Below are 17,754 nucleotides of genomic sequence, written 5' to 3' on the forward strand. Positions count from 1 at the left end.
GCTGGTTGCTGACGATCCGGAGCAGTGCTGCCATGACAGCCTTCTCGCTCCAGGAGAACTGGGGCCGAGGCCGGTTGCGTTGCGCGATAGCGAGCTGATGCCGAAGCATCAAGATCTCGGCATCTTTCGCCGCACTCGAGCGGGCCAGGAGGGCAAGCCATCGGAAGGTCTGACAGGCGAGCAGGTAGATCAGCCGTATCACCACGACTCGCATGCTGCCCCAGAACAGTCGGCAGCTACCTCAGAAGCCGTCTCTCAACCGAACATGATTGTTTGATTCTTGCTGGTCAGGCATGGTTTCGCTCGGAGTGAGGGAGGGATGTGGCGTCTTGTGTCCGCTTGATGGCTGAGGGGTGCGCGGTGGCGTCGGTGCTGGGAATGCTGGAAGAGCGGGAGGCGGCTGCCCGGGTGCGGGTGGAGGGTCTGCGGGAGGAAGTCGCGCGGCTGGCTGAGGTGCTGGAGGCTGCGGAGATCGAGCTGGACCGGCGGTTGATCGCGCGGGAGGAACTGGTCGAGGCCCTGGCCGCCTCAGCGGCCGAGTCCACTGCCGTGACAGAGGCCGAGGCGGAGCAGGAAACGGCGCCGCCGGCGGTGCCGATGCCGCGCTCGACGGTGCCGCCCTGGCGGGAGGGGCTGCCGGTGACGGTGCTGGGGCCGGACTACCAGCGGATTCTGGGTGTGCTGGATGAACAACGATCGGCTGGCAAGGGACCGGTGAAGGCCAAGGAGATCGCGGTGGAGCTGGGCCTTGGGGCGACGCCGGAAGGTCGAGGGGTGCGGTCGAAGGCCAGACGTCTGGCAGAGCGCGGGTGGCTCCTCCTGGCGGTGTCGGGGGCCTTCAGTGCCGGGCGGCGGCCCGTGGCCGTGCCAGACGCCTGCTCATCCGTGTGACCATCGACCACTGGATCATCGCCTCGCTGTTCTCCGGCCGCCTCTCGTAGTCCCGGGCCAGGCGGCGGGAGTTCATCAGCCACGCGAACGTGCGCTCTGCCACCCACCGCCTCGGCAGCACCACGAATCCCCGCGTGTCGTCGCTGCGTTTGACGATCTGCAGGGTCAGCGCGAGTTTCTCTCGTGCCCAGTCGACGAGGGAGCCGGTGTAGCCGCCGTCGGCCCAGACGAGGGTGATGTCGCGGTGCAGGCGACGCAGCCGGGCCAGCAGGCCCACGGCGGCGTCCCGGTCGCCGATGCTCGCGGCGGTGACCACGACGCCCAGGAGCAGACCGAGCGTGTCGGTCACGATGTGCCTTTTTCGGCCCGGCACCTTCTTCCCGCCGTCGTAGCCACGTGAGGCGGCCGGCACCGAAGCCGCGGCCCGCACCGACTGCGCGTCGATGACGCCCGCGGTGGGCTCGGCCTCACGGCCGCCGCGCTCACGGACCTTTCCGAGCAGCCGGTCGTGGAACTCGGCGATCAGCCCGTGCTCGCGCCAGCGGCGGAAGAAGGCATAGACCCGGCCCCAGGCGGGGAAGTCCGCGGGCATCGCCCGCCAGGAGATCCCGCCCGCGACCAGGTAACGGATCGCGTCCAGCAGCTGGCGGTGGCAGTAGCCCTCGGGCTGCCCGCCCCGCCCCTGAAGCCAGGCCGGCACTGGCAGCAACGGCCGCACGGCCGCCCACTCCGCATCCGTCATGTCCGACGGATACCGGCGCACCCGGGCGGGATGATCGGCCGCATTGCCGTACACGTGTGCGAGGCAATCGCACGATCGAGCGCCCGAGTTGAGATCAGCGGGCGTGAGCGCGTACAACTGCGACAACAGGGCCTCCTGGTACTGCTCGGTTCGGTTCGCACCTCCGAGCTACCAAGGGGCCCTGCCTTCATGCGCCTACCGCCAGAAGATCACCCCGGCGGGAAACCTGTTCGACCCGCACGTTCCATGATCGGTTGAGAGACGGCTTCTCAGATCTGGGAAACTCGAACCAGCAGGTCAGCCCAGGTGACACACTTTCCGGCACCCACAGGCCTCATCGCCAACTATTTCAACGGCAACGAGAAACTCTTCCTCGCTCACACGCACCCGGCCGTCGACAACCTCAAGCGTCGAGTCAGTGCGCAGAAGTCCACCTTCCGCACGATCAGCAGCCACATCGGCCGCAGCGACGTGACCGACTACGACGTCTTGGTCATCGATGAGTGCAGGAAAGCGTCGACATCGAGTGTCACGGGGACCCGGATGGGCTGGTGTTGTTCCCAGAACTCGCCGGTCCAGTCACCACTGAGAAGCACGGTGCCGTCCTCGTTCGGTTCCGGACCCGGCTGCGTCCGCACTGCGGGGGCATTGGACCATCGTTTCCTTCGTCGGAAGAACACGTCGCACCTCCTGCGGGTGACCGCCACACTCATCGCGTAGATGATCCCAGTCCGGCCGCTCGACAGCAGGCCCCTTTGCTCGGATCCGCAGGTGTGAGGAGGACTGCTCAGCGCGGCAGTTTGCTGGTGCGTTCGGGGTGGGCGGCGGTGATGTAGCGCATTGCGGTGCTCGCGCTGATCCCGAACAGGCGGATCAGGTGGAGGTCTGCGGTCTCGAAGGCTTCGTCCAGGACCCGGTCCTGGCGGGCGGTCTGCATCGGGATCCCGGCGAGCCGGAAGGTGGGCGTTCTGGGCCGCGGCGAAGACCAAGTGCGGCGACCGCGAGGGCACCCAGATGCTGATCGAGGTCCTGCTGCTGCACCGGACTCTGCCTGCAGGGGCGGTCATCGCCGGGATGACCACGGTGTTGAAGGTTGGCGCGGTCAGCACCGACCTGGTGGCCATCGAAGCCCGCAAGGCCCTGGAGAACGTCGACACCGAGCCGGAGGACGATCCGCTCGACCAGGACGGTGACGACGGTGATGAGGGCACCGCCGACGACGGCGCGAAGGTGATCTCTCCGCACACCAAGCGGCTGCCGCCCGACTGGCACCAGCGCATGACCCCCACCAGCACTGCCGAGCCGTGCGCAGCCGAGGTCCCGGCCAGCAGGATGCCGCTGCCCGGTGACCCGGAGGACGCCACGATCGACGAACTCTGCCGGGACCTGCCCAGGATACGTGGCTCAGGGATAGGTTCGCGATCATGGACGAAATGGACTTACTCAAGCGCTCCGGCGGTCCCGTACTCCGAAGCTGGATCAGCCGTGACCTGATCGCGCTCGGCCTCGCAGACGGCGACATCGTCATGTTCCACACCCGCATGTCCGCCATCGGCTACGTGGCCGGAGGACCGCAGACCATCATCGGCGCTCTGCGTGACGTGGTCGGAACGCAGGGAACCCTCATGGTGACCTGCGGCTGGAATGACGCGCCCCCTACGACTTCGTCACATGGACACAGGGCTGGCAGTCCACCCTGCGTGCGGAACATCCCGCTTACGACCCCGATCTCAGCGAGGCAGACCACAACAACGGCCGCCTCCCCGAAGCACTGCGCCGCTGGCCCGGAGCCGTGCGCAGCCGTCATCCGGACGTCAGTTTCGCGGCTCTGGGAGCGGCGGCAGCCGAGCTGATGGCCGACCACCCCTGGGACGATCCCCATGGCCCGGACAGCCCCCTTGCACGGTTGGTCGCCCGCAGCGGCCGGGTCCTTCTGATCGGCGCTCCTTTGGACACCATGACACTGCTGCACCACGCCGAGGCGCTCGCCAATGCCCCCGGCAAGCGGTTCGTGGACTACGAACAGCCCATCCTCGTGCAAGGTCAACGGGTCTGGCGCCGCTTTCACTACATCGACTCGGAGGACGGGGCCTTCGACTACTCGGCAGTGGTGCCCGAAGGGCAAGAGCCGTTCGAAGCGATCGTCCGGGACATGTTCGCCGCGGGAATCGGCCGGCAGGGCAGGGTCGGCGCTGCCGAAAGCTATCTGTTCGAGACCGCGGAAGTCATCGACTTCGCTACACCCTGGATCGAGCACAAACTGAACAGGTAGAGACGCAGCAGAGGCATTCGCACGTCTCCGGGCCCGCTGTGTTCAAGAGGCATAGCCAGGGCAGCCAGAGCCGGTCAGGTCGCCCGAAGACTTGTCGAACATCCCTCCGATCCTGCCGGACCGGTCCGCGAACTGGCCACTTCGCAGGTCTCTGACCTGGTGTGATGGCACCCACGTGTGTGCTGTTCCCTGATCCGCGGGTGAGTCACGCCTGCAGGTCGGCGGGCCTCGTGTAGGTCTCAGAGTGGCGCAATTGCCTTGTACGGATGGTCTATTGGCGATGCCAGTGGTGGTGAACCTGTTGTACGTCGGCTTCGAGAATGTCGCGCAGGTCATTGTCGTCCGCGGGGACGTCCAGCCCCAGCGCGCCGGCGACCTTGCGGTAGGACGTCGTCATGTCCGGGTCTCCTGCGGCGACGAGGGACGACAGGAGCGCCTGGTCGGCGGGCGTGGCCCGGTCGACGAGGGTGAGGACCTCGACCCGGTCGGCGAGCGTCATGTGGGGGCGCGCGGAGCCGAGCTGCTGCCCGCCCGTCGTGGCCGTCGCCGTCATGCTGCTCGCATGTGGCCCCCCTTCTCGCCAGCCAGACCGGTCGGAGAGAAGGGGGAGAGGCCCGCACCTGGGCTGTTCTCTACGCCGGGCCCCTCGGGGACTCCGGGCCCCTCGGGGACTCCGGGCCCGGCGCGGTCGCTCGCGTGTCAGCCGTCCGCACTGACCATAAGTGGCGCCGGGCAGCTGATGACGGTGGTCGCCGGGTCGAGGTCTTCGCCTCGCATCCCTGAGCCCGAGTCACCGCCCCCCGGCCGCGTTTGCGGATCAGGTGAAGTCGACGCCCGTTTCGCTGATCCTGACCGACACGTTGTGCCAGGCCGCGGGGGACACGTGGGGGTTGAGGAACTGGCAGTCGTACCCGGTGTCCTCGCCCACCTTCACGACCTTGAACGCCGGCATCCGGTCGCAGCGCAGCTCCCAGCCGGGCTCGTGGTAGCCGTCCCAGAACCGGCTGTACACGGCCTCGGACTTCAGCACCGTCGTCCCGCGGGCGCTGACGCCGTACTCGACAAGAAAGTCGCTCTCCCGGTACGTGGAGGGGACGGAGACGGTCCAGTGGACGTTCACCCCGTCGTATTTGACGGTGCACTCCGTCTTCTTCCCTGCCGCCAATTGCACACCGCCGCCGGCGCACCACGCGCTCGTCCGGCCCTTGAACTGGGTCATGAGCAGCGTCTTCTGGCGGAGTGAGTACAGCACCTTCTCGGTCGCCGAGGCGCCCAGACCGGGGTCGGGCGGCAGGAGCTTCTCCGCCTGGTCGAGGCCGGAGACGAAGCCCTGGTACGTCTTCGTGACCCTGACCGGCAGTGCCTGGCCGGACGGTGAGGGGCTCCCCGTGGGGGTGAGGGTGGGGAAGGGGAAGGACGAGGCGCTCGGGCTCGGGACCGGTGCGGAGGCGGAGTCCTTGCCGCCGTCCTCGCCGGAGGAGGAACCGGAACAGCCGCTCATCACCGCCGCGGCGATCACGCACAGGGAAAGTCGTGTCCAGACAAGGTCCATGGGATTACTGATACCAGCTTCGCCCGGGCAGGGGGCCGCGAGTCGAAACCGCAACGGGCTTGTGGTCAGGCGTGTTGAACGCCTCCGTGCGGTTGCGGCAGGGAAGACGGCCGACGGGTGCGCGGACGTGCTACTGCTTGGCGACTGCGACCGGGGAAGATGACCGTGTGCCGCAGTTCAGCACGCCCCAGGTGCGATTCCACCGCTCGGCCATAGCCACCCGGAGAGACCACCACCAGCGCACAGCCCCCGACGCCAGCCAACAAGGAGAGGCGTCCCAAGGGGCGGCAGCCGCTGCACAAGCAGGTAGCGCGACGCCACTGGATCAAAAGGAACTGCCCACGCTGCCACGCCGGCAAGGGCGCGGACTGTGCCATCGGCGACGGGACCGGCACCGGCGAAGTGCGCGCCGTCCCTCACGATGAGCGACTGCTGCCGATCGTGGAAGAACGCAAGAACAAAGCCCAGCAGACCCCCCGCCCCTGGCGGGTCTACGAGGTCACCTGCCCTGACCGCGGCAAAGCACCCGGCGCGCGCTGCGCGTCGCCGAGCGGAGGCGTGCATCGGTCACGCGTCGACCTGGCACGGGAGAACACTCGCAAAGGGCTGCCGCGGTCCTGACCACCCGCGGCGGCAACGGCAACGGCGCTCGCTCTGCACATGCTGGTGATCGTGGCCTACCTGGAGGCGTAGCGGCGGCGGAAATAGCCAGTGCTCCCGATAGGGAGCAGCGAGCGACATGCGGAACACCAGCCCTTACCGGTAGTTCGTTAAATCCGGTGGTGATGTGGGTTGACGGCCGGTCCGGTTGGTCGTAGGCCGGTGGTAGGAGTCAACTGCCTTGCCGGAGGCCGGAGATGACCGCTCGCCGTCCGTGTCCGCCCGTGCCGGGGCCGTTGGAGGACTACGCGGCCCGGTTCGACGGCCTCTTCTTCAGCCTGGCCCAGCGGCGAGGGTTTCGCGAGTACCTGACCGGTCTGCCGGCACCACGGGAGCGGAACAAAACGATCACCTGCCTGGCAGGGGCAGAGCCGGTAGCGGGTGCGGGGATACCGGGGGTGCAGCGGCTGCAGTTCTTCCTGTCGGAGTCCCCTTGGGAGGCCGAGCAGGTCAACGACCGGCGGCTCGAGCTGCTGCGCGAGGAGCCGGCGACGGCTCCGCACGACGGCGGGGTCATCGTGATCGACGACTCCGGAGACCGCAAGGACGGCATGGCGACGGCGCATGTCGGCCGGCAGTGGCTGGGCCGGTACGGCAAGACCGACAACGGCATCGTCACCGTGACCACGGTATGGACCGACGGCCGCGTGTACTACCCGCTGCACACGACTCCCTACACCCCCGCCCACCACTTCACCCCGGGGCCGCACCGATCCGGCCTTCCGCACGAAACCGCAGCTGCCGCCGCCCTCGCGGCCCGCGGGAAGGAGGCGGGCTTCGGCTGCCGCGCGGTGGTCGCCGACTGCGCCTGTTCCGTCGGTGACGACTGGTACCTCGCACTGCGCGCGGCCGGCCTGGCCTACGTGGTCGCGCTCAAGCCGCACCGCGGCACCTGGGCCCGGACCGACCAGCCGCACACCCCCATCGAAGCCGCCCACGCCCTGACCTGGAAGGATGCCAAGCGTCCCGGCGACTGGACACCCGTGGAGCGTCACTTCCGCGACGGGCACACCGAGACCTGGTGGGCCGCCGATGCCCGCCTGGGCGGCTACGGTCCCGACTCACCCTGCCGACTGGTCGTGGCCACCACCGACCCGGCCGGCCTGCCGGAGAAGGCCACCTGGTACCTGGCCACCAACCTGCCCCACCCCGACGCACCCCACGCCGCCACCAGCCCGCATCCGCCGGCCGACCTGGTCGAGATCGTCCGTCTCTACGGACTGCGGCCCTGGATCGAGCAGAGCTACAAACAGATCAAGGACGAACTCGGCTGGGCCGACTTCCAGGTCCGCTCCGACCGCGCCATCCGCCGCCACCAGATTCTGGTCAACTGCGCCTTCTCCTTCTGCTGGGACCAATGGTTCACACCACCAGGACCCCTGGATACCACCGCGCCGGACCCGCGCCCCGACGAGGGGCCAGAGAGGGGGACTCATACCGTCCCACCAGCCCCAACCTCCCCGCTGGCCCAGGGCCTTACGAGCCATCCGTTCCCGGCTCACCCCCGCCGTCACCCTCAATCGATGGTGGCAAGCATGGACGGACAAAGACCCACCCGCCGAACTCCAGGCTCTGATCGACGCGGTCACCACCGGACACGGCATTGACCTCTACTACCGGATTTAACGAACTACCGTTACCGCCTACGCCCTCGCCTTCGGCGGTCTGCTGCTCTTCGGCGGCCGCATCGCCGACCTGTGGGGCCGTAAGCGCACCTTCGTCACCGGCCTGATTGGCTTCGCCGCCGCGTCCGCCATCAGCGGCGCCGCGACGGGCGAGGCGATGCTGCTCGGTGCCCGAGCGCTCCAGGGCGCCTTCGGCGCGCTGCTCGCGCCCACTGTGCTCGGGTTGCTCACCGCCACCTTCACCGACCTCGGGGAGCGGGCGAAGGCGTTCGGCATCTTCGGTGCGATCGCCAGCAGCGGTGGAGCCGTGGGGCTGATCCTCGGCGGCTTCCTCACCGAATACCTGAACTGGCGCTGGATGTTCTTCGTCAACATCCCGTTCGCGGTCGTCGCCGCGCTCGGCGCGCACTTCGTGATCCGCGAGCCCGCAGCCGACGGCAACCGTGCCGCGCTTGACATTCCCGGGGTCGTGCTGACGTCGCTGGGTCTGGTCTCGCTGGTGTACGGCTTCACGCGCGCCGAGTCGGACGGCTGGTCCGATCCCGTCACCCTCGTTCTTCTCGCCGCCGCCGTGCTCCTGCTGCTGATGTTCGTGATCTTCGAAGCGAGGACCGAGGCTGTGCCGCTCGAAAATTCGTCGCTGCACGTCATGCCGCGTCTCTGCACTCGTTGATGAGGCCGCCGAGGACTTGGGTGCGCGGAACTTTGCTGGTGGCCGGGCCATGCGCTGTGGCGGGTTGTGCGTGAGTGTTGGGTGGTAGCTGGTTGCGGGCCTGGTGGGGTCGGTGTTCGTTGTTGTGCCGTTCGTAGGCTGCAAGGACGTGGCGGGCGTGGGCCTCGTTCATGATGAGGATGTGGTCGGGGGCTTCGTGTCGGATGCTGCCGATGATGCGTTCGCAGTGCGCGTTCATGCGGAGAGCCTGTGGCGTACTCCTGAGGGTCTCTGTCTGCTCCGCCTGGAAGTCGGCGTTGAAGGCCTCGCCGTACTCGCCGTCGCGGTCACGCAGCGAGAAGTGCGGAGTCTCGATGCGTATGCCCTGGTCAGCGGTGAGATTCCTCGCCTGCTGTGCTGCCCGGTCCCGTGTGGGGCGGGCGGTGGCCCGGTGATGTGCGGCCGCCGGGTGCGTGCTCGAGGAACGCCAGCGTGTACAGCCGTCTGTCGAGCGCGGTGTCGATGTGGAAGAAGTCTGCGGCGATGATGCCCCCTTGGCTTGCGCGGTCAAGAACTCGCGCCAGGTGGGACCTGAACGACGTGGCGCCGGATCGAAGCCCGCTGCATGCAGGATCTCCCAGACCGTCGAGGCGGGGATCCGATGCCCGAGTCGGGTCAGCTCCCCTTGGATCCGTCGGTGCCTCCACCGCGGAGTCTCTCGGGCCAGCCGCATGACGAGCGCCTTGATCGCGGCCGGGGTGGGCGGTCGTCCCGCGAGTCGGCGCGCGGTGTAGTCCCACTTTGCGGCGATGAACGTGCGGTGCCAGGTGAGCAGGGTGCCTGGGGTGACAGGGAAGGCTTCGCGCCAGTGGCGTCGGGGGATCAGTGTGGACAGGGCTGCGAACCAGAGCCGGTCGGCGGGTTCATGCGGACCGGTCCGGCCAGTGGCGCGCAGGACCGCGTTCTCGTGCCGCAGCACTGCCAATTCTGCGTCCTTCGCTGTCCCGCGATGGAGGAGCACCGTTGGAACGGTCAGCAGCTTCCGAGTGACCTTGTACAGCAAGGAAACGATCACGCGGACATGGTCCCAGCGGCCTGGCCACACCTCGCCCGTCTGCGGCGATGACTTTTCGAGCGGCACAGGATAGCCCCGGGACAGGCGTCAGGTACCGTCCCGAGGCCGGTTCGGGAGATGTGTTCAGCGGACGGCCTTCAAGACCATGCAGCGTTCGGGGTCAGTACGCTTCATGGTCAGCTCCCCGTTGCCCTTCCTGCCCTCTCCCGCTTTCGTGCGCGGAGCCACCTGCTTACATCCATGCGGTCGAACCGTCGGGGCGCACGGGCACACTCCGTTTCCAGGAAACCCAGTCGTCCGTCCTCAGCGCTGCCTCGTCGATCTCAATACCCCAACCGGGACGTTCCGGGCGAAGGTCTAGGTATCCGTCGGCGGGGGCGTAGGGGTCCGGGCACCATGAGACGGTGTCGGGTTTGTACTCCAGGATGCCGAAGTTGGTCGTGGCCGCCGCGAAGTGCACATTCGCCGCGGTCGCCAGCGGCCCCAGCGGGTTGTGTGGCGCCACGGGGACGTAGTGCGCGTCGGCGATGGCCGCGATCTTCAGCATCTGCGTCAGCCCGCCGACGACGCAGATGTCGGGCTGCACGATGTCGGTGCCCCCCGAGCTCAGCAGCGAAAGGAACTCGTGCGGGGAGTACAGCGACTCTCCCGTGGCCAGCGGTACGGCTAGCTCGCTGCGGATGCGTGACCAGGCTGGGATGTGCTCCGGCCGCAGCGGCTCCTCCAGAAACAGTGGCTCGTTCGGTGCCAGGGCCGCGCCCAGCTCGACGGCTTGCCGGGGCTGCCAGAGGCAGGCATGTGCGTCGAACGCGAACTCCCAGTCCGCGGGGTGTGCGTCGCGGACCTCGCCAAAGTAGCTGCCGAGCTCCCGCGCCACCCGCCCGAACCGGGTGCGGTGCAGGTCGCTTCGATAGGGGCTGAGCTTGAAGGCGGTGAAGCCGAAGCGTTGGTGCAGCTCCGAGGTGGTGTTCCGGAGTTCGGCGAGGTCGGGGGCTGTGTACAGCCCTGCGTACACGCGTACCCGGTCACGGACGGCGCCGCCGAGCAATTGGTAGACCGGTACCCCAAGCGCCTTCGCCGCGATGTCCCACAGCGCGAGGTCGATCGCGGCGATCGCGGCGAGCCCGAGTGCCCCCTGCGGGAAGCGGGAAGACTGGAGCAGAAACTGGTTGATGTGGCTGGGACGCCGAGCATCCATGCCTCTGATCTGCTCGAAGAGGTAGTCGAGCAGGGGCGGATACGCGAGGTCGGGGCCGTGGTTGTACACCTCCGACCAGCCCTCGACACCGGAGTCAGTGGTGATCTTCACCAGTACGCGGGGGCGGTCCCCCACCCGCTGCAGGTAGGTGTGGAGCGCGTTGATCCTCATGCCACGCGCTCCCTGCCGAGTTGGGGCACAAGGGAGCGCCACGGCTGGATCGCCTTGGCCACCTCCCGCGCGAGCGTGGCGGGCAGCGGATGGCTTGGCGGACGGACCTCGCGTCGGCACAGGCCGAGTTGGTGCATCGCCTCCTTGACCACGGAGACGTTGTTCGCCGAGCCGTCCCTGGCCCGCAGCTCCTCGAAGTGCCTGATCCGCTGCCACACCCGGGACGCGGCGGCGTAGTCGCTCTTTCGGAGTGCCGAGAGCATCTCCAGGCACAGGGCGGGGGCGAGGTTGACCAGGCCCGAGGTGAAGCCGCGGGCACCGGCCTGCCAATAGGCGGGCGCGTAGGACTCCGCGAGGCCCGCGAGCCACAGTAGTTCGTCGCCTGCCTGCGTCTTGGCTGTGGTGAACGTGACGGGGTCGGCTACCGAGTACTTCAGCCCGACCACGTTGGGCGCGCGTTCGGTCAGGCGTGCGATGTGGGCGCCGGAGACGACGGGGTTGGTGAGGTAGGGCAGGACTCCGAGGTCGGGGACGGCAGCGGCGATGGCCGCGTTGTACTCGACCCAGCCGTCGGCGGCCAGATACGGCACCACCGGCTGGTGGATCATGATGGCGTCCGCACCGAGGTCGCGTGCGAAGCAGGCGTCGGAGACAGCGGTGTGCACGTCGAGCCCCACGCCGGCGATGATCGTCGTAGTGGCGTCACGGGCCGAGATGACGCTCGCCAGCACGGCACGGCGCTCCTCAGGGGAGAGGGCGTAGAACTCCCCGGTGTTCCCGTTGACGGTGAGCGCGGACACGCCGTTGCCGATCAGGCGGGCGGCGAGCGCCACAGTCAGATCATGGTCGATCTTCCCGTCGGCGTCGTAGGGAACTACGGGAATTCCGACGACGGTGCTGAGGCGTTCGGCCAGGCCCGTGTGGTTGACGGAGCCGTTCACGAGGTGGTCCTTTCATCGGGTGCGGCGGGCGTCGCCAGTCCGTCGTCAGGTGCGGCGATCGGCTTGACGCGCACCCAGAACAGGTAGATCGAGGCGCTCACCAGACAGCTCGTGGCCGCCCCCAGCAGCGGTCCGACGTAAGAGCCGTTGCTGGAGGTGAGGAACAGGCCGATGGCGATGGGACTGATCAGGCTTCCGATCTGGGAGCCGAAATTCTGGAAGCCGGCGACGGTACCCACGCTCTGTGGAGAGGGCGCGACCTCCGCCGGGAGGCTGAGGATCGCCGCGCCGGCGAAGGAGTGGGCCGCGCTGCTGACGGTGAGCACGATCATCAGCACCAGGTTGCTCTCGATGAACGGCGCGCATCCGATGCAGGCGCTCAGGCCGAGTCCGGCGACGATCGGGACCTTCCGGGCGGCGCCTGGCGACCGCCCGGCCGCCAGCATCCGGTCCGATACGATTCCGCCGAGCACGGTGGATCCGATCGCGATGATCGGCGGAATCGCCCCCACCATGCCGAACTCCGCCTCGGTGAATCCGCGGTCATCGAGCAGGTAGCTGGGATACCAGGTGAGGAAGAACGTTCCAGCAAGCGAGCGGAAGACGTACCCGGTGGTCAGCGCCCAGACCTGGTTATCGCGGAGCAGCGGCCGCCATGACACCGTGGCGTCAGTGGCCTCTGTGGCCACCATGTCGCCTTTGTCGGAGCGAATGTGCGCCAGTTCCGTGGCGGAAACCCTCGGATGCTTCTCCGGGGGGCGATAGACCGTGACCCATCCCACGATCCACAGCAGTCCCGCGAGACCGATGACTACGAAGGACATGCGCCATCCGGCGGCGAGAGTCAGTGCCGTCACGATGGGAACAGAAAGCGCCGTACCGATCTGCTGGCCCATGTCGAACAGGCTCGACGCGAACGCGCGCTCTTTGCGTGGAAACCACTGCGAGACAACCTTGACGTTCGCTGGCTGTACCGGCGCTTCACCGATACCGAGGCCTAGACGGAACGCGATGACCGAGCCGACGCCGGTGGCGAGTGTTGTCGCTGTCGTCCAGATCGACCACCATCCGACCGCGATCGGATAGATCACACGGGGGCCGAACCGGTCGAGCAGCCAACCGGACGGAATCTGGAACAGCGCGTAGGTCCAGAAGAAGGCGGAGAGGAGGACGCCCTCAACCGCAGGGCTGATCTTGAAATCGTCCGCCATGAACGGCATCGCCACGCTTAGCGCGGCGCGGTCCAGGTAGGCGATCGAAAGCCCCAGGGCCGAAAGGCCGACTATCGTCCAGCGCATGCGGCTGCGCCGATCAGCAGGCGTACTCCCGGCTGTCGTGGATGGGGTCACGCTAGAATGAAGCATCGTTGCTCCTGAGGGGTGACGTGACGCTCAAAAGAGCGTTTTTCCGGGGTGCGGCCTGGGATCTTGGCGGAAAGCGGGCCGCACCTCGTTGTTATCGCGCAGGTGAATCCCTTCTGATCTGACGGTCGATGAAGCCTTGGATGTGGCGGTGGACAAGTCCCGCCGCGCCATCTGGATCGCCGTCCACCGCCCGCTCCAGGATGTCGGCGTGCTCCTGGGCTTCCTGCTCCCAGGACGCGATACGGGACCACGACGACGCCGAAACGAGAGCGGTCTGGTCCCGCAGGCCGTCGAGTGTGTGGACCAGCAACGGGTTCCCGCAGTCGGCATACAGGCCGCGGTGGAAGTCCCGGTTCGCCGTGCTGCGCTCGGAGGCATCCGCCGCGAGTGCCGCACAGTCCAGCGACTGCTTGGCGGCGGAGAAATCCGCACCCGCCTGGATACTGCGTCGCACCGCCTCCGGCTCCAGTAGCAGGCGCATGTCGTAGATCGCGATCGCATCCTTACCGCTCAGCCGGCGCACGGTCGCTCCCGCGTACGGGCGGATGACGACGAGCCCTGTGCTCTCCAGTGTCTTCAGCGCCTCACGCACCGGCGTCTTGGAGACCTTGAACTCGCCGGCGAGCTCGTTCTCCACCAGCGGGCTCCCCGGCTTGAACCGACCGTTGAGAATCGCCGCCTTGATGATCTCCAGCACGTGGGCGGTCCGCGAGGGCAACTCGCCGGGACTGGTGGGCGGCATCGGCGGCTCCTGTGGTACACCATATGTCATATACGATGTGAGACTGTAGAACTGATTACCGCTCATGACAAGCCATCTGGCCGAAGTGCACCACCTCCGCACCGGAGGGGCGGAGGTGATGGGTGCCGGTAACCGCATCCTTAGTTGGGGTCTTTCAAAGAACGGGTCTGTCACGTAGTCGGTGGTGACGGTGGGTGCCTGTCAGCTGAGCAGGATGCGGTGGCGGAGGAGGTCGAATCCGGCGCGTCCGTGCATCTGCCTCATGATCCGTTTGGTCCGGGTGTTGACACCTTCGGTGCGGCCGTTGTGGAAAGGCAGGGTGAGGCCGGCGTTCACGGCTGGCCGGTCGAGTTCGAGGCCATTGGCGAAACCGTGCAGGTGGGGCAGGGCGGCAGCGCGTGCGGTAGCGATCCACTCGGTGAGCTGGTGATCGTGGCCCGCGGCGGGTGTGAGCAGGGAGGCGAAGCTGCCCACGAGAGCTGCAAGGTCGGTCATTTCCGGGCAAGCCGCGGTGATCTTCTCCAGCAGGGCGGTCTCCTTCGGCCGCAGATGTTGGGGATCGGTGAGCAGCAGGCGGCTGGCATGGCGCGGGGCGGTCACGGGGCGGTCGCCTTCGGCGCGGCCTTGGTTGAGATAGCGGACCAGCAGATTGGCACTGCCGAGGTAGCCCAACTCCCTTATCTCCCGCAGCAGGTGAGTGACGGGGATGGCGGGATCGGCCATGCGGCGGGCACGCAGGTGTTCGCGGTAGGGGTCGACGAGGGTGGGCCGGTAGGTGGGGGCGATGCGCAGGGCCGTGGGTTCGGGCATCCGGGCGTAGCGTTTGACGGTGTTCGAGGCCAGGCCCAGCCGGCGGGAGCAGTCGAGCAGGCCGCTCCCTGAAGGGTGTCTTTATTACCGTACGGTGGTTGACCTGGGGCTTTGCGATTGCCTGCGTGTGGGCTTGATCAATGATTGTGGGTCTGCGACTGCTCTACTTGATCTTCCGTCGACTGCTGGGCTGCTTGCTCTTGCTGGGCCGGTCGGCCGCCGCGAACAATGCTGAGATCCTCGTGCTTCGTCATGAGGTCGCTGTGCTTCGCCGGCAGGTCGAGCGGCCGCGGTTTTCGTGGGCTGATCGTGCCGCGCTCTCCGCTCTTTCGCGGCACCTCCCCTCCGTCTTACGTCGCCATCGGCTGGTCACCCCGGGCACGCTGCTGACCTGGCACCGGCGTTTGGTGCGCTGGAAGTGGCGCCAGACGGCGGTCGGACCCGGTCGGCCACCGTTGCCGGAAGAGACGGTCGTGCTCATCCAGCGCTTGGCGCGAGAGAACCCGACCTGGGGGTACGTCAGGATCCAAGGTGAGCTGCGACGGCTCGGGCATCGGGCCGCAGCCGCCACAATCCGGCGCGTCCTGCGCCGCCTCGGTCTACCACCCGCACCGCAGCGCGCCTCCCAGGAGACCTGGCGTTCCTTTCTGCGCTCCCAGGCCCACACGCTGCTCGCCTGTGACTTCATGCATGTGGAGACCGTCTTCCTCAGGCGTCTCTATGTCTTCTTCGTCATAGAGATCGCCACCCTGCGCGTCCATGTTCTGGGCGTCACCGGCCACCCGACCGGCGCATGGGTCACCCAACTCGCCCGCAACCTGCTCATGCACCTCGACGACAGAGCGGGGCGCTTCCGGTTCCTCATCCGGGACCGGGACAGCAAGTTCACCGCCGCATTCGACGCCGTCTTCGCCGGCAACGGCACAGCCGTCATCCCGACTCCGCCACAAAGCCCGCGGTCCAACGCCTACGCGGAACGATGGATACGCACCGCCCGGGCCGAGTGCACCGACCGACTCCTCATCACCGGTGAACGACACCTGAGGACGGTCCTCGACCAGTACGCCGAGCACTACAACGCCGGACGAGACACCCGACGCCACCCCGGCCGCCTTACCTTCCGCAGGAGACACCCAGCTCAGCAGCCTGATCGGAATATTGACACCCTTCAGGCGCGCGACGAGGGTGCGGTGCCAACGCAGCACCGTGCCAGGGCGTACAAGCAGCCGTAATCTTCGCAGGACGTGCAGTGGCAACCGGTGCAGCAGCACCGCCAGGAAAGCCCGATCGCTCGGCGCGAACCGGACCCTTTCCTTGCCGAGTTGACGTTCCAACACGGTGACCTGGTGGCGCAGCGCGAGGATCTCCGCGTCCTTGTCCCGGTCGGACATCGGCAGCAGGCGAAGCATCGCGAACGCGTTCGCCACGCCGAGGTAAGCCAGTCGCAGCAGCACGGCCGATCATCATGCGGCGGTGAGCGCCACCTCGCGAGAGCGCCTGCTCTGGCGACTTCGCCAGCCGACCTCCAGTACACCACGCGCACCGCCTCCCACCAGGGCGGATGCCATTTTCGGCAAGCGCAGGTTCGCCGAGCTGACGCAAAAGAAGCTCAGGCGCGGTGCCCCCCGCTCCGTCCAGGCCTTCGAACGCGACATCCGAGACTGGCTAGCCGACTGGAACAAGGACCCCAGGCCCTTCGCCTGGACCAAGACCGCCGACGAGATCATCGACAAAGTGGCCGCCTACTGCCGACGAATCGCCGACTCAGGACACTAGGGAAAATCGGGTGCATTATTGATGCGATGCGCTACGAGCGCTATCGATGTGGCAGGTGCTGGGTATCGACTCAGAGCCAGGTGGCGAGTCCCGCCGGGGAGAGGGCGTGTTCGACGGCGTGGTGGCCGCCGCCGAGCAGGCCGAGGTCGGCGTTGAGGCTGGTGGTCTCGATGCGGATGCGGTGGGTGGCCTGGGCCAGGGCGCGTTCGTAGACGACGCTGCGGATGCCGGCCAGCAGATCGTCCTGGAGGGCGGCGAAGGCTCCGCCGATCACGATGAGTTCGGGGTTGTGGAAGCAGACCATGATGGCCAGTACCTCGCCGAGGCGTTTGCCTGCCTCGCGCACCGCGCGCAGGGCACGGGGTTCGCCCTGCTGGGCGAGGCGTATGACGTCGTTCTTCGTCCGTACGGGAAGACCTTCGGCGGCGAGCTGGGCGGCGATGGCGGTGCCGTTGACGACGGCGCGCAGGCAGCCGGAGTTGCCGCAGCCGGTGCAGAGCTGGTCTCCGTAGTCGGTGCCGCGCAGTCGTACGTGGGCGATCTCGCCCGCGATGCCGTTGGCGCCGCGGTGGACCGTGCCGTTGCTGATGATGCCGCAGCCGAGGGCGGAGCCGAACTTGACGAAGAGCATGTGATCCACCGCCTCGGCCCGGGATCGGTACTCGCCGAGTGCCATGAGGTTGGCGTCGTTGTCGACCAGCACGGGGGCGTCGCACATGCGGGAGAAGGCGTCCTGAGGGCGGAAGCCTTCCCAGCCAGGCAGCATCACGGGCCGGATCGGGACGGCCTTCTCGGCATCGACCTGGCCGGGTACTCCGAGGCAGGCCGCCCGGACGTCGGACCATCGCCGGTCGAGGCGGGTGAGCAGTTCCTCGAGAGCGGCCAGGATGCCGTCCATGGCGGCTTCGGGGCCGGCGTCGGGTGTGATGTCGACGTAGGCGGCGTCGAGGAGGTGCACACCCAGGTCGAGGACTCCGACGCGGCAGTGCGCGAGGCCGATGTCGATGGCTGCGACGACTCCCGCGGCCGGGTTGACGCCGAGTTCCATGGCGGGACGGCCACCGGTGGAGTCGCCGAGGTGGGTGCTCAGCAGCCCGCGCCGGGTGAGTGTGTCCAGTCGTTTACTGATCGTGGTTCTGGACAGTCCGGTCAGCCGTGCCAGCTCCGTCTTGGATGAGGCGCGTCCGGTGGCAATGTGGGTGATCAGTTCGCTGTGCTCGCGCAGTCCGGCATGCGTGGACGCGGCGCCATTCACTCCACCTGTTTTGCCAGATCCGGCATAA

Annotated in this window: 18 protein-coding genes and 4 pseudogenes; 9 read left to right on the forward strand and 13 right to left on the reverse strand. The window is 67.6% G+C overall.

Annotated elements, in window-relative coordinates; genetic code table 11:
* Positions 1 to 360: 360 nt before the first annotated feature.
* On the forward strand, positions 361 to 891 hold the full coding sequence (locus LIV37_RS39345; RefSeq protein WP_243146086.1) for a hypothetical protein: 531 nt from the start codon (positions 361 to 363) through the stop codon (positions 889 to 891).
* On the opposite strand, the gene LIV37_RS39350 is transcribed toward LIV37_RS39345, so the two are convergent.
* Positions 839 to 1,633, reverse strand: a complete 795-nt coding sequence (locus tag LIV37_RS39350) for an IS5 family transposase (RefSeq protein WP_214663129.1) — start codon at positions 1,631 to 1,633, stop codon at positions 839 to 841. The two genes, LIV37_RS39345 and LIV37_RS39350, sit on opposite strands and share 53 nt — an antisense overlap.
* 306 nt (positions 1,634 to 1,939) lie before the next feature.
* On the opposite strand from LIV37_RS39350, the gene LIV37_RS39355 reads away from it, so the two are divergent.
* Entirely contained in the window at positions 1,940 to 2,353 is a 414-nt protein-coding gene (locus tag LIV37_RS39355; RefSeq protein ID WP_121823984.1) for a hypothetical protein, read from the forward strand.
* Between the two features lie 67 nt (positions 2,354 to 2,420).
* Here the strand turns inward: LIV37_RS39355 and LIV37_RS39360 are convergent, their stop codons facing one another.
* Complete coding sequence (locus LIV37_RS39360; protein WP_020872637.1) at positions 2,421 to 2,570, reverse strand: hypothetical protein; 150 nt, start codon at positions 2,568 to 2,570, stop codon at positions 2,421 to 2,423.
* A gap of 77 nt (positions 2,571 to 2,647) precedes the next feature.
* Here LIV37_RS39360 and LIV37_RS39365 point away from each other — a divergent pair, with 77 nt between their 5' ends.
* Together LIV37_RS39365 and aac(3) are read left to right on the forward strand one after the other, a co-directional pair.
* A complete protein-coding gene (locus LIV37_RS39365; RefSeq protein ID WP_020872638.1) occupies positions 2,648 to 3,127 on the forward strand; it encodes a hypothetical protein in 480 nt (159 codons plus the stop codon).
* Positions 3,058 to 3,905 (forward strand): annotated as a pseudogene (aac(3), locus tag LIV37_RS39370) (aminoglycoside 3-N-acetyltransferase). Before LIV37_RS39365 ends, aac(3) begins: the two are co-directional and overlap by 70 nt.
* A 271-nt stretch (positions 3,906 to 4,176) precedes the next feature.
* Here aac(3) and LIV37_RS39375 read toward each other — a convergent pair.
* Both LIV37_RS39375 and LIV37_RS39380 read right to left on the reverse strand, forming a co-directional pair.
* Positions 4,177 to 4,458 carry a hypothetical protein gene (locus LIV37_RS39375; protein ID WP_020872640.1) on the reverse strand — a complete coding sequence of 94 codons (282 nt, stop codon included), beginning with the start codon at positions 4,456 to 4,458 and terminating at the stop codon, positions 4,177 to 4,179.
* Between the two features lie 264 nt (positions 4,459 to 4,722).
* Complete coding sequence (locus tag LIV37_RS39380; RefSeq protein ID WP_148717759.1) at positions 4,723 to 5,457, reverse strand: hypothetical protein; 735 nt, start codon at positions 5,455 to 5,457, stop codon at positions 4,723 to 4,725.
* 324 nt (positions 5,458 to 5,781) lie between these two features.
* Between LIV37_RS39380 and LIV37_RS52705 the strand changes: the two genes are divergently transcribed.
* The 3 genes and pseudogenes from LIV37_RS52705 to LIV37_RS39390 form a co-directional block, all read left to right on the forward strand.
* The gene (locus LIV37_RS52705; protein WP_420834390.1) at positions 5,782 to 6,078 is read left to right on the forward strand and encodes a zinc finger domain-containing protein; all 297 of its coding nucleotides are present in this window, start codon (positions 5,782 to 5,784) and stop codon (positions 6,076 to 6,078) included.
* 236 nt (positions 6,079 to 6,314) lie between these two features.
* The gene (locus LIV37_RS39385) at positions 6,315 to 7,724 is read left to right on the forward strand and encodes an IS701 family transposase (RefSeq protein WP_254807139.1); all 1,410 of its coding nucleotides are present in this window, start codon (positions 6,315 to 6,317) and stop codon (positions 7,722 to 7,724) included.
* A 28-nt stretch (positions 7,725 to 7,752) separates the two neighbouring features.
* Positions 7,753 to 8,361 (forward strand): annotated as a pseudogene (locus LIV37_RS39390) (MFS transporter); the annotation flags it as partial.
* A 28-nt stretch (positions 8,362 to 8,389) separates the two neighbouring features.
* On the opposite strand, the gene LIV37_RS39395 reads toward LIV37_RS39390, so the two are convergent.
* The 7 genes and pseudogenes from LIV37_RS39395 to LIV37_RS39425 form a co-directional block, all read right to left on the reverse strand.
* A complete protein-coding gene (locus tag LIV37_RS39395; RefSeq protein WP_202979588.1) occupies positions 8,390 to 9,469 on the reverse strand; it encodes an integrase core domain-containing protein in 1,080 nt (359 codons plus the stop codon).
* A 232-nt stretch (positions 9,470 to 9,701) separates the two neighbouring features.
* The gene (locus LIV37_RS39400) at positions 9,702 to 10,838 is read right to left on the reverse strand and encodes a mandelate racemase/muconate lactonizing enzyme family protein (RefSeq protein ID WP_020872643.1); all 1,137 of its coding nucleotides are present in this window, start codon (positions 10,836 to 10,838) and stop codon (positions 9,702 to 9,704) included.
* Positions 10,835 to 11,779 carry a dihydrodipicolinate synthase family protein gene (locus tag LIV37_RS39405; RefSeq protein ID WP_020872644.1) on the reverse strand — a complete coding sequence of 315 codons (945 nt, stop codon included), beginning with the start codon at positions 11,777 to 11,779 and terminating at the stop codon, positions 10,835 to 10,837. The genes LIV37_RS39400 and LIV37_RS39405 overlap by 4 nt, the downstream gene beginning before the upstream one ends.
* Positions 11,776 to 13,077 carry an MFS transporter gene (locus LIV37_RS39410; protein WP_020872645.1) on the reverse strand — a complete coding sequence of 434 codons (1,302 nt, stop codon included), beginning with the start codon at positions 13,075 to 13,077 and terminating at the stop codon, positions 11,776 to 11,778. Before LIV37_RS39410 ends, LIV37_RS39405 begins: the two co-directional genes overlap by 4 nt.
* A gap of 157 nt (positions 13,078 to 13,234) precedes the next feature.
* On the reverse strand, positions 13,235 to 13,885 hold the full coding sequence (locus LIV37_RS39415) for a GntR family transcriptional regulator (protein WP_020872646.1): 651 nt from the start codon (positions 13,883 to 13,885) through the stop codon (positions 13,235 to 13,237).
* A 201-nt stretch (positions 13,886 to 14,086) separates the two neighbouring features.
* Positions 14,087 to 14,764, reverse strand: a pseudogene (locus LIV37_RS39420) (transposase); the annotation flags it as partial.
* 68 nt (positions 14,765 to 14,832) lie between these two features.
* The gene (locus LIV37_RS39425) at positions 14,833 to 15,033 is read right to left on the reverse strand and encodes a hypothetical protein (RefSeq protein ID WP_167525764.1); all 201 of its coding nucleotides are present in this window, start codon (positions 15,031 to 15,033) and stop codon (positions 14,833 to 14,835) included.
* Positions 15,034 to 15,168: 135 nt separating this feature from the next.
* Here LIV37_RS39425 and LIV37_RS52195 point away from each other — a divergent pair, with 135 nt between their 5' ends.
* Positions 15,169 to 15,927 carry an integrase core domain-containing protein gene (locus LIV37_RS52195; protein ID WP_338060239.1) on the forward strand — a complete coding sequence of 253 codons (759 nt, stop codon included), beginning with the start codon at positions 15,169 to 15,171 and terminating at the stop codon, positions 15,925 to 15,927.
* Here LIV37_RS52195 and LIV37_RS52710 read toward each other — a convergent pair.
* Positions 15,868 to 16,149 (reverse strand): annotated as a pseudogene (locus LIV37_RS52710) (hypothetical protein); the annotation flags it as partial. The gene LIV37_RS52195 and the pseudogene LIV37_RS52710 sit on opposite strands and share 60 nt — an antisense overlap.
* A gap of 19 nt (positions 16,150 to 16,168) precedes the next feature.
* On the opposite strand from LIV37_RS52710, the gene LIV37_RS39435 reads away from it, so the two are divergent.
* On the forward strand, positions 16,169 to 16,471 hold the full coding sequence (locus LIV37_RS39435; RefSeq protein WP_243146085.1) for a hypothetical protein: 303 nt from the start codon (positions 16,169 to 16,171) through the stop codon (positions 16,469 to 16,471).
* A 70-nt stretch (positions 16,472 to 16,541) separates the two neighbouring features.
* Here LIV37_RS39435 and LIV37_RS39440 read toward each other — a convergent pair whose 3' ends face one another.
* A complete protein-coding gene (locus tag LIV37_RS39440) occupies positions 16,542 to 17,726 on the reverse strand; it encodes an ROK family transcriptional regulator (RefSeq protein WP_020872648.1) in 1,185 nt (394 codons plus the stop codon).
* Between the last annotated feature and the right edge of the window lie 28 nt (positions 17,727 to 17,754).

This window comes from Streptomyces rapamycinicus NRRL 5491 (assembly GCF_024298965.1).
Classification (GTDB): Bacteria; Actinomycetota; Actinomycetes; order Streptomycetales; family Streptomycetaceae; genus Streptomyces; species Streptomyces rapamycinicus.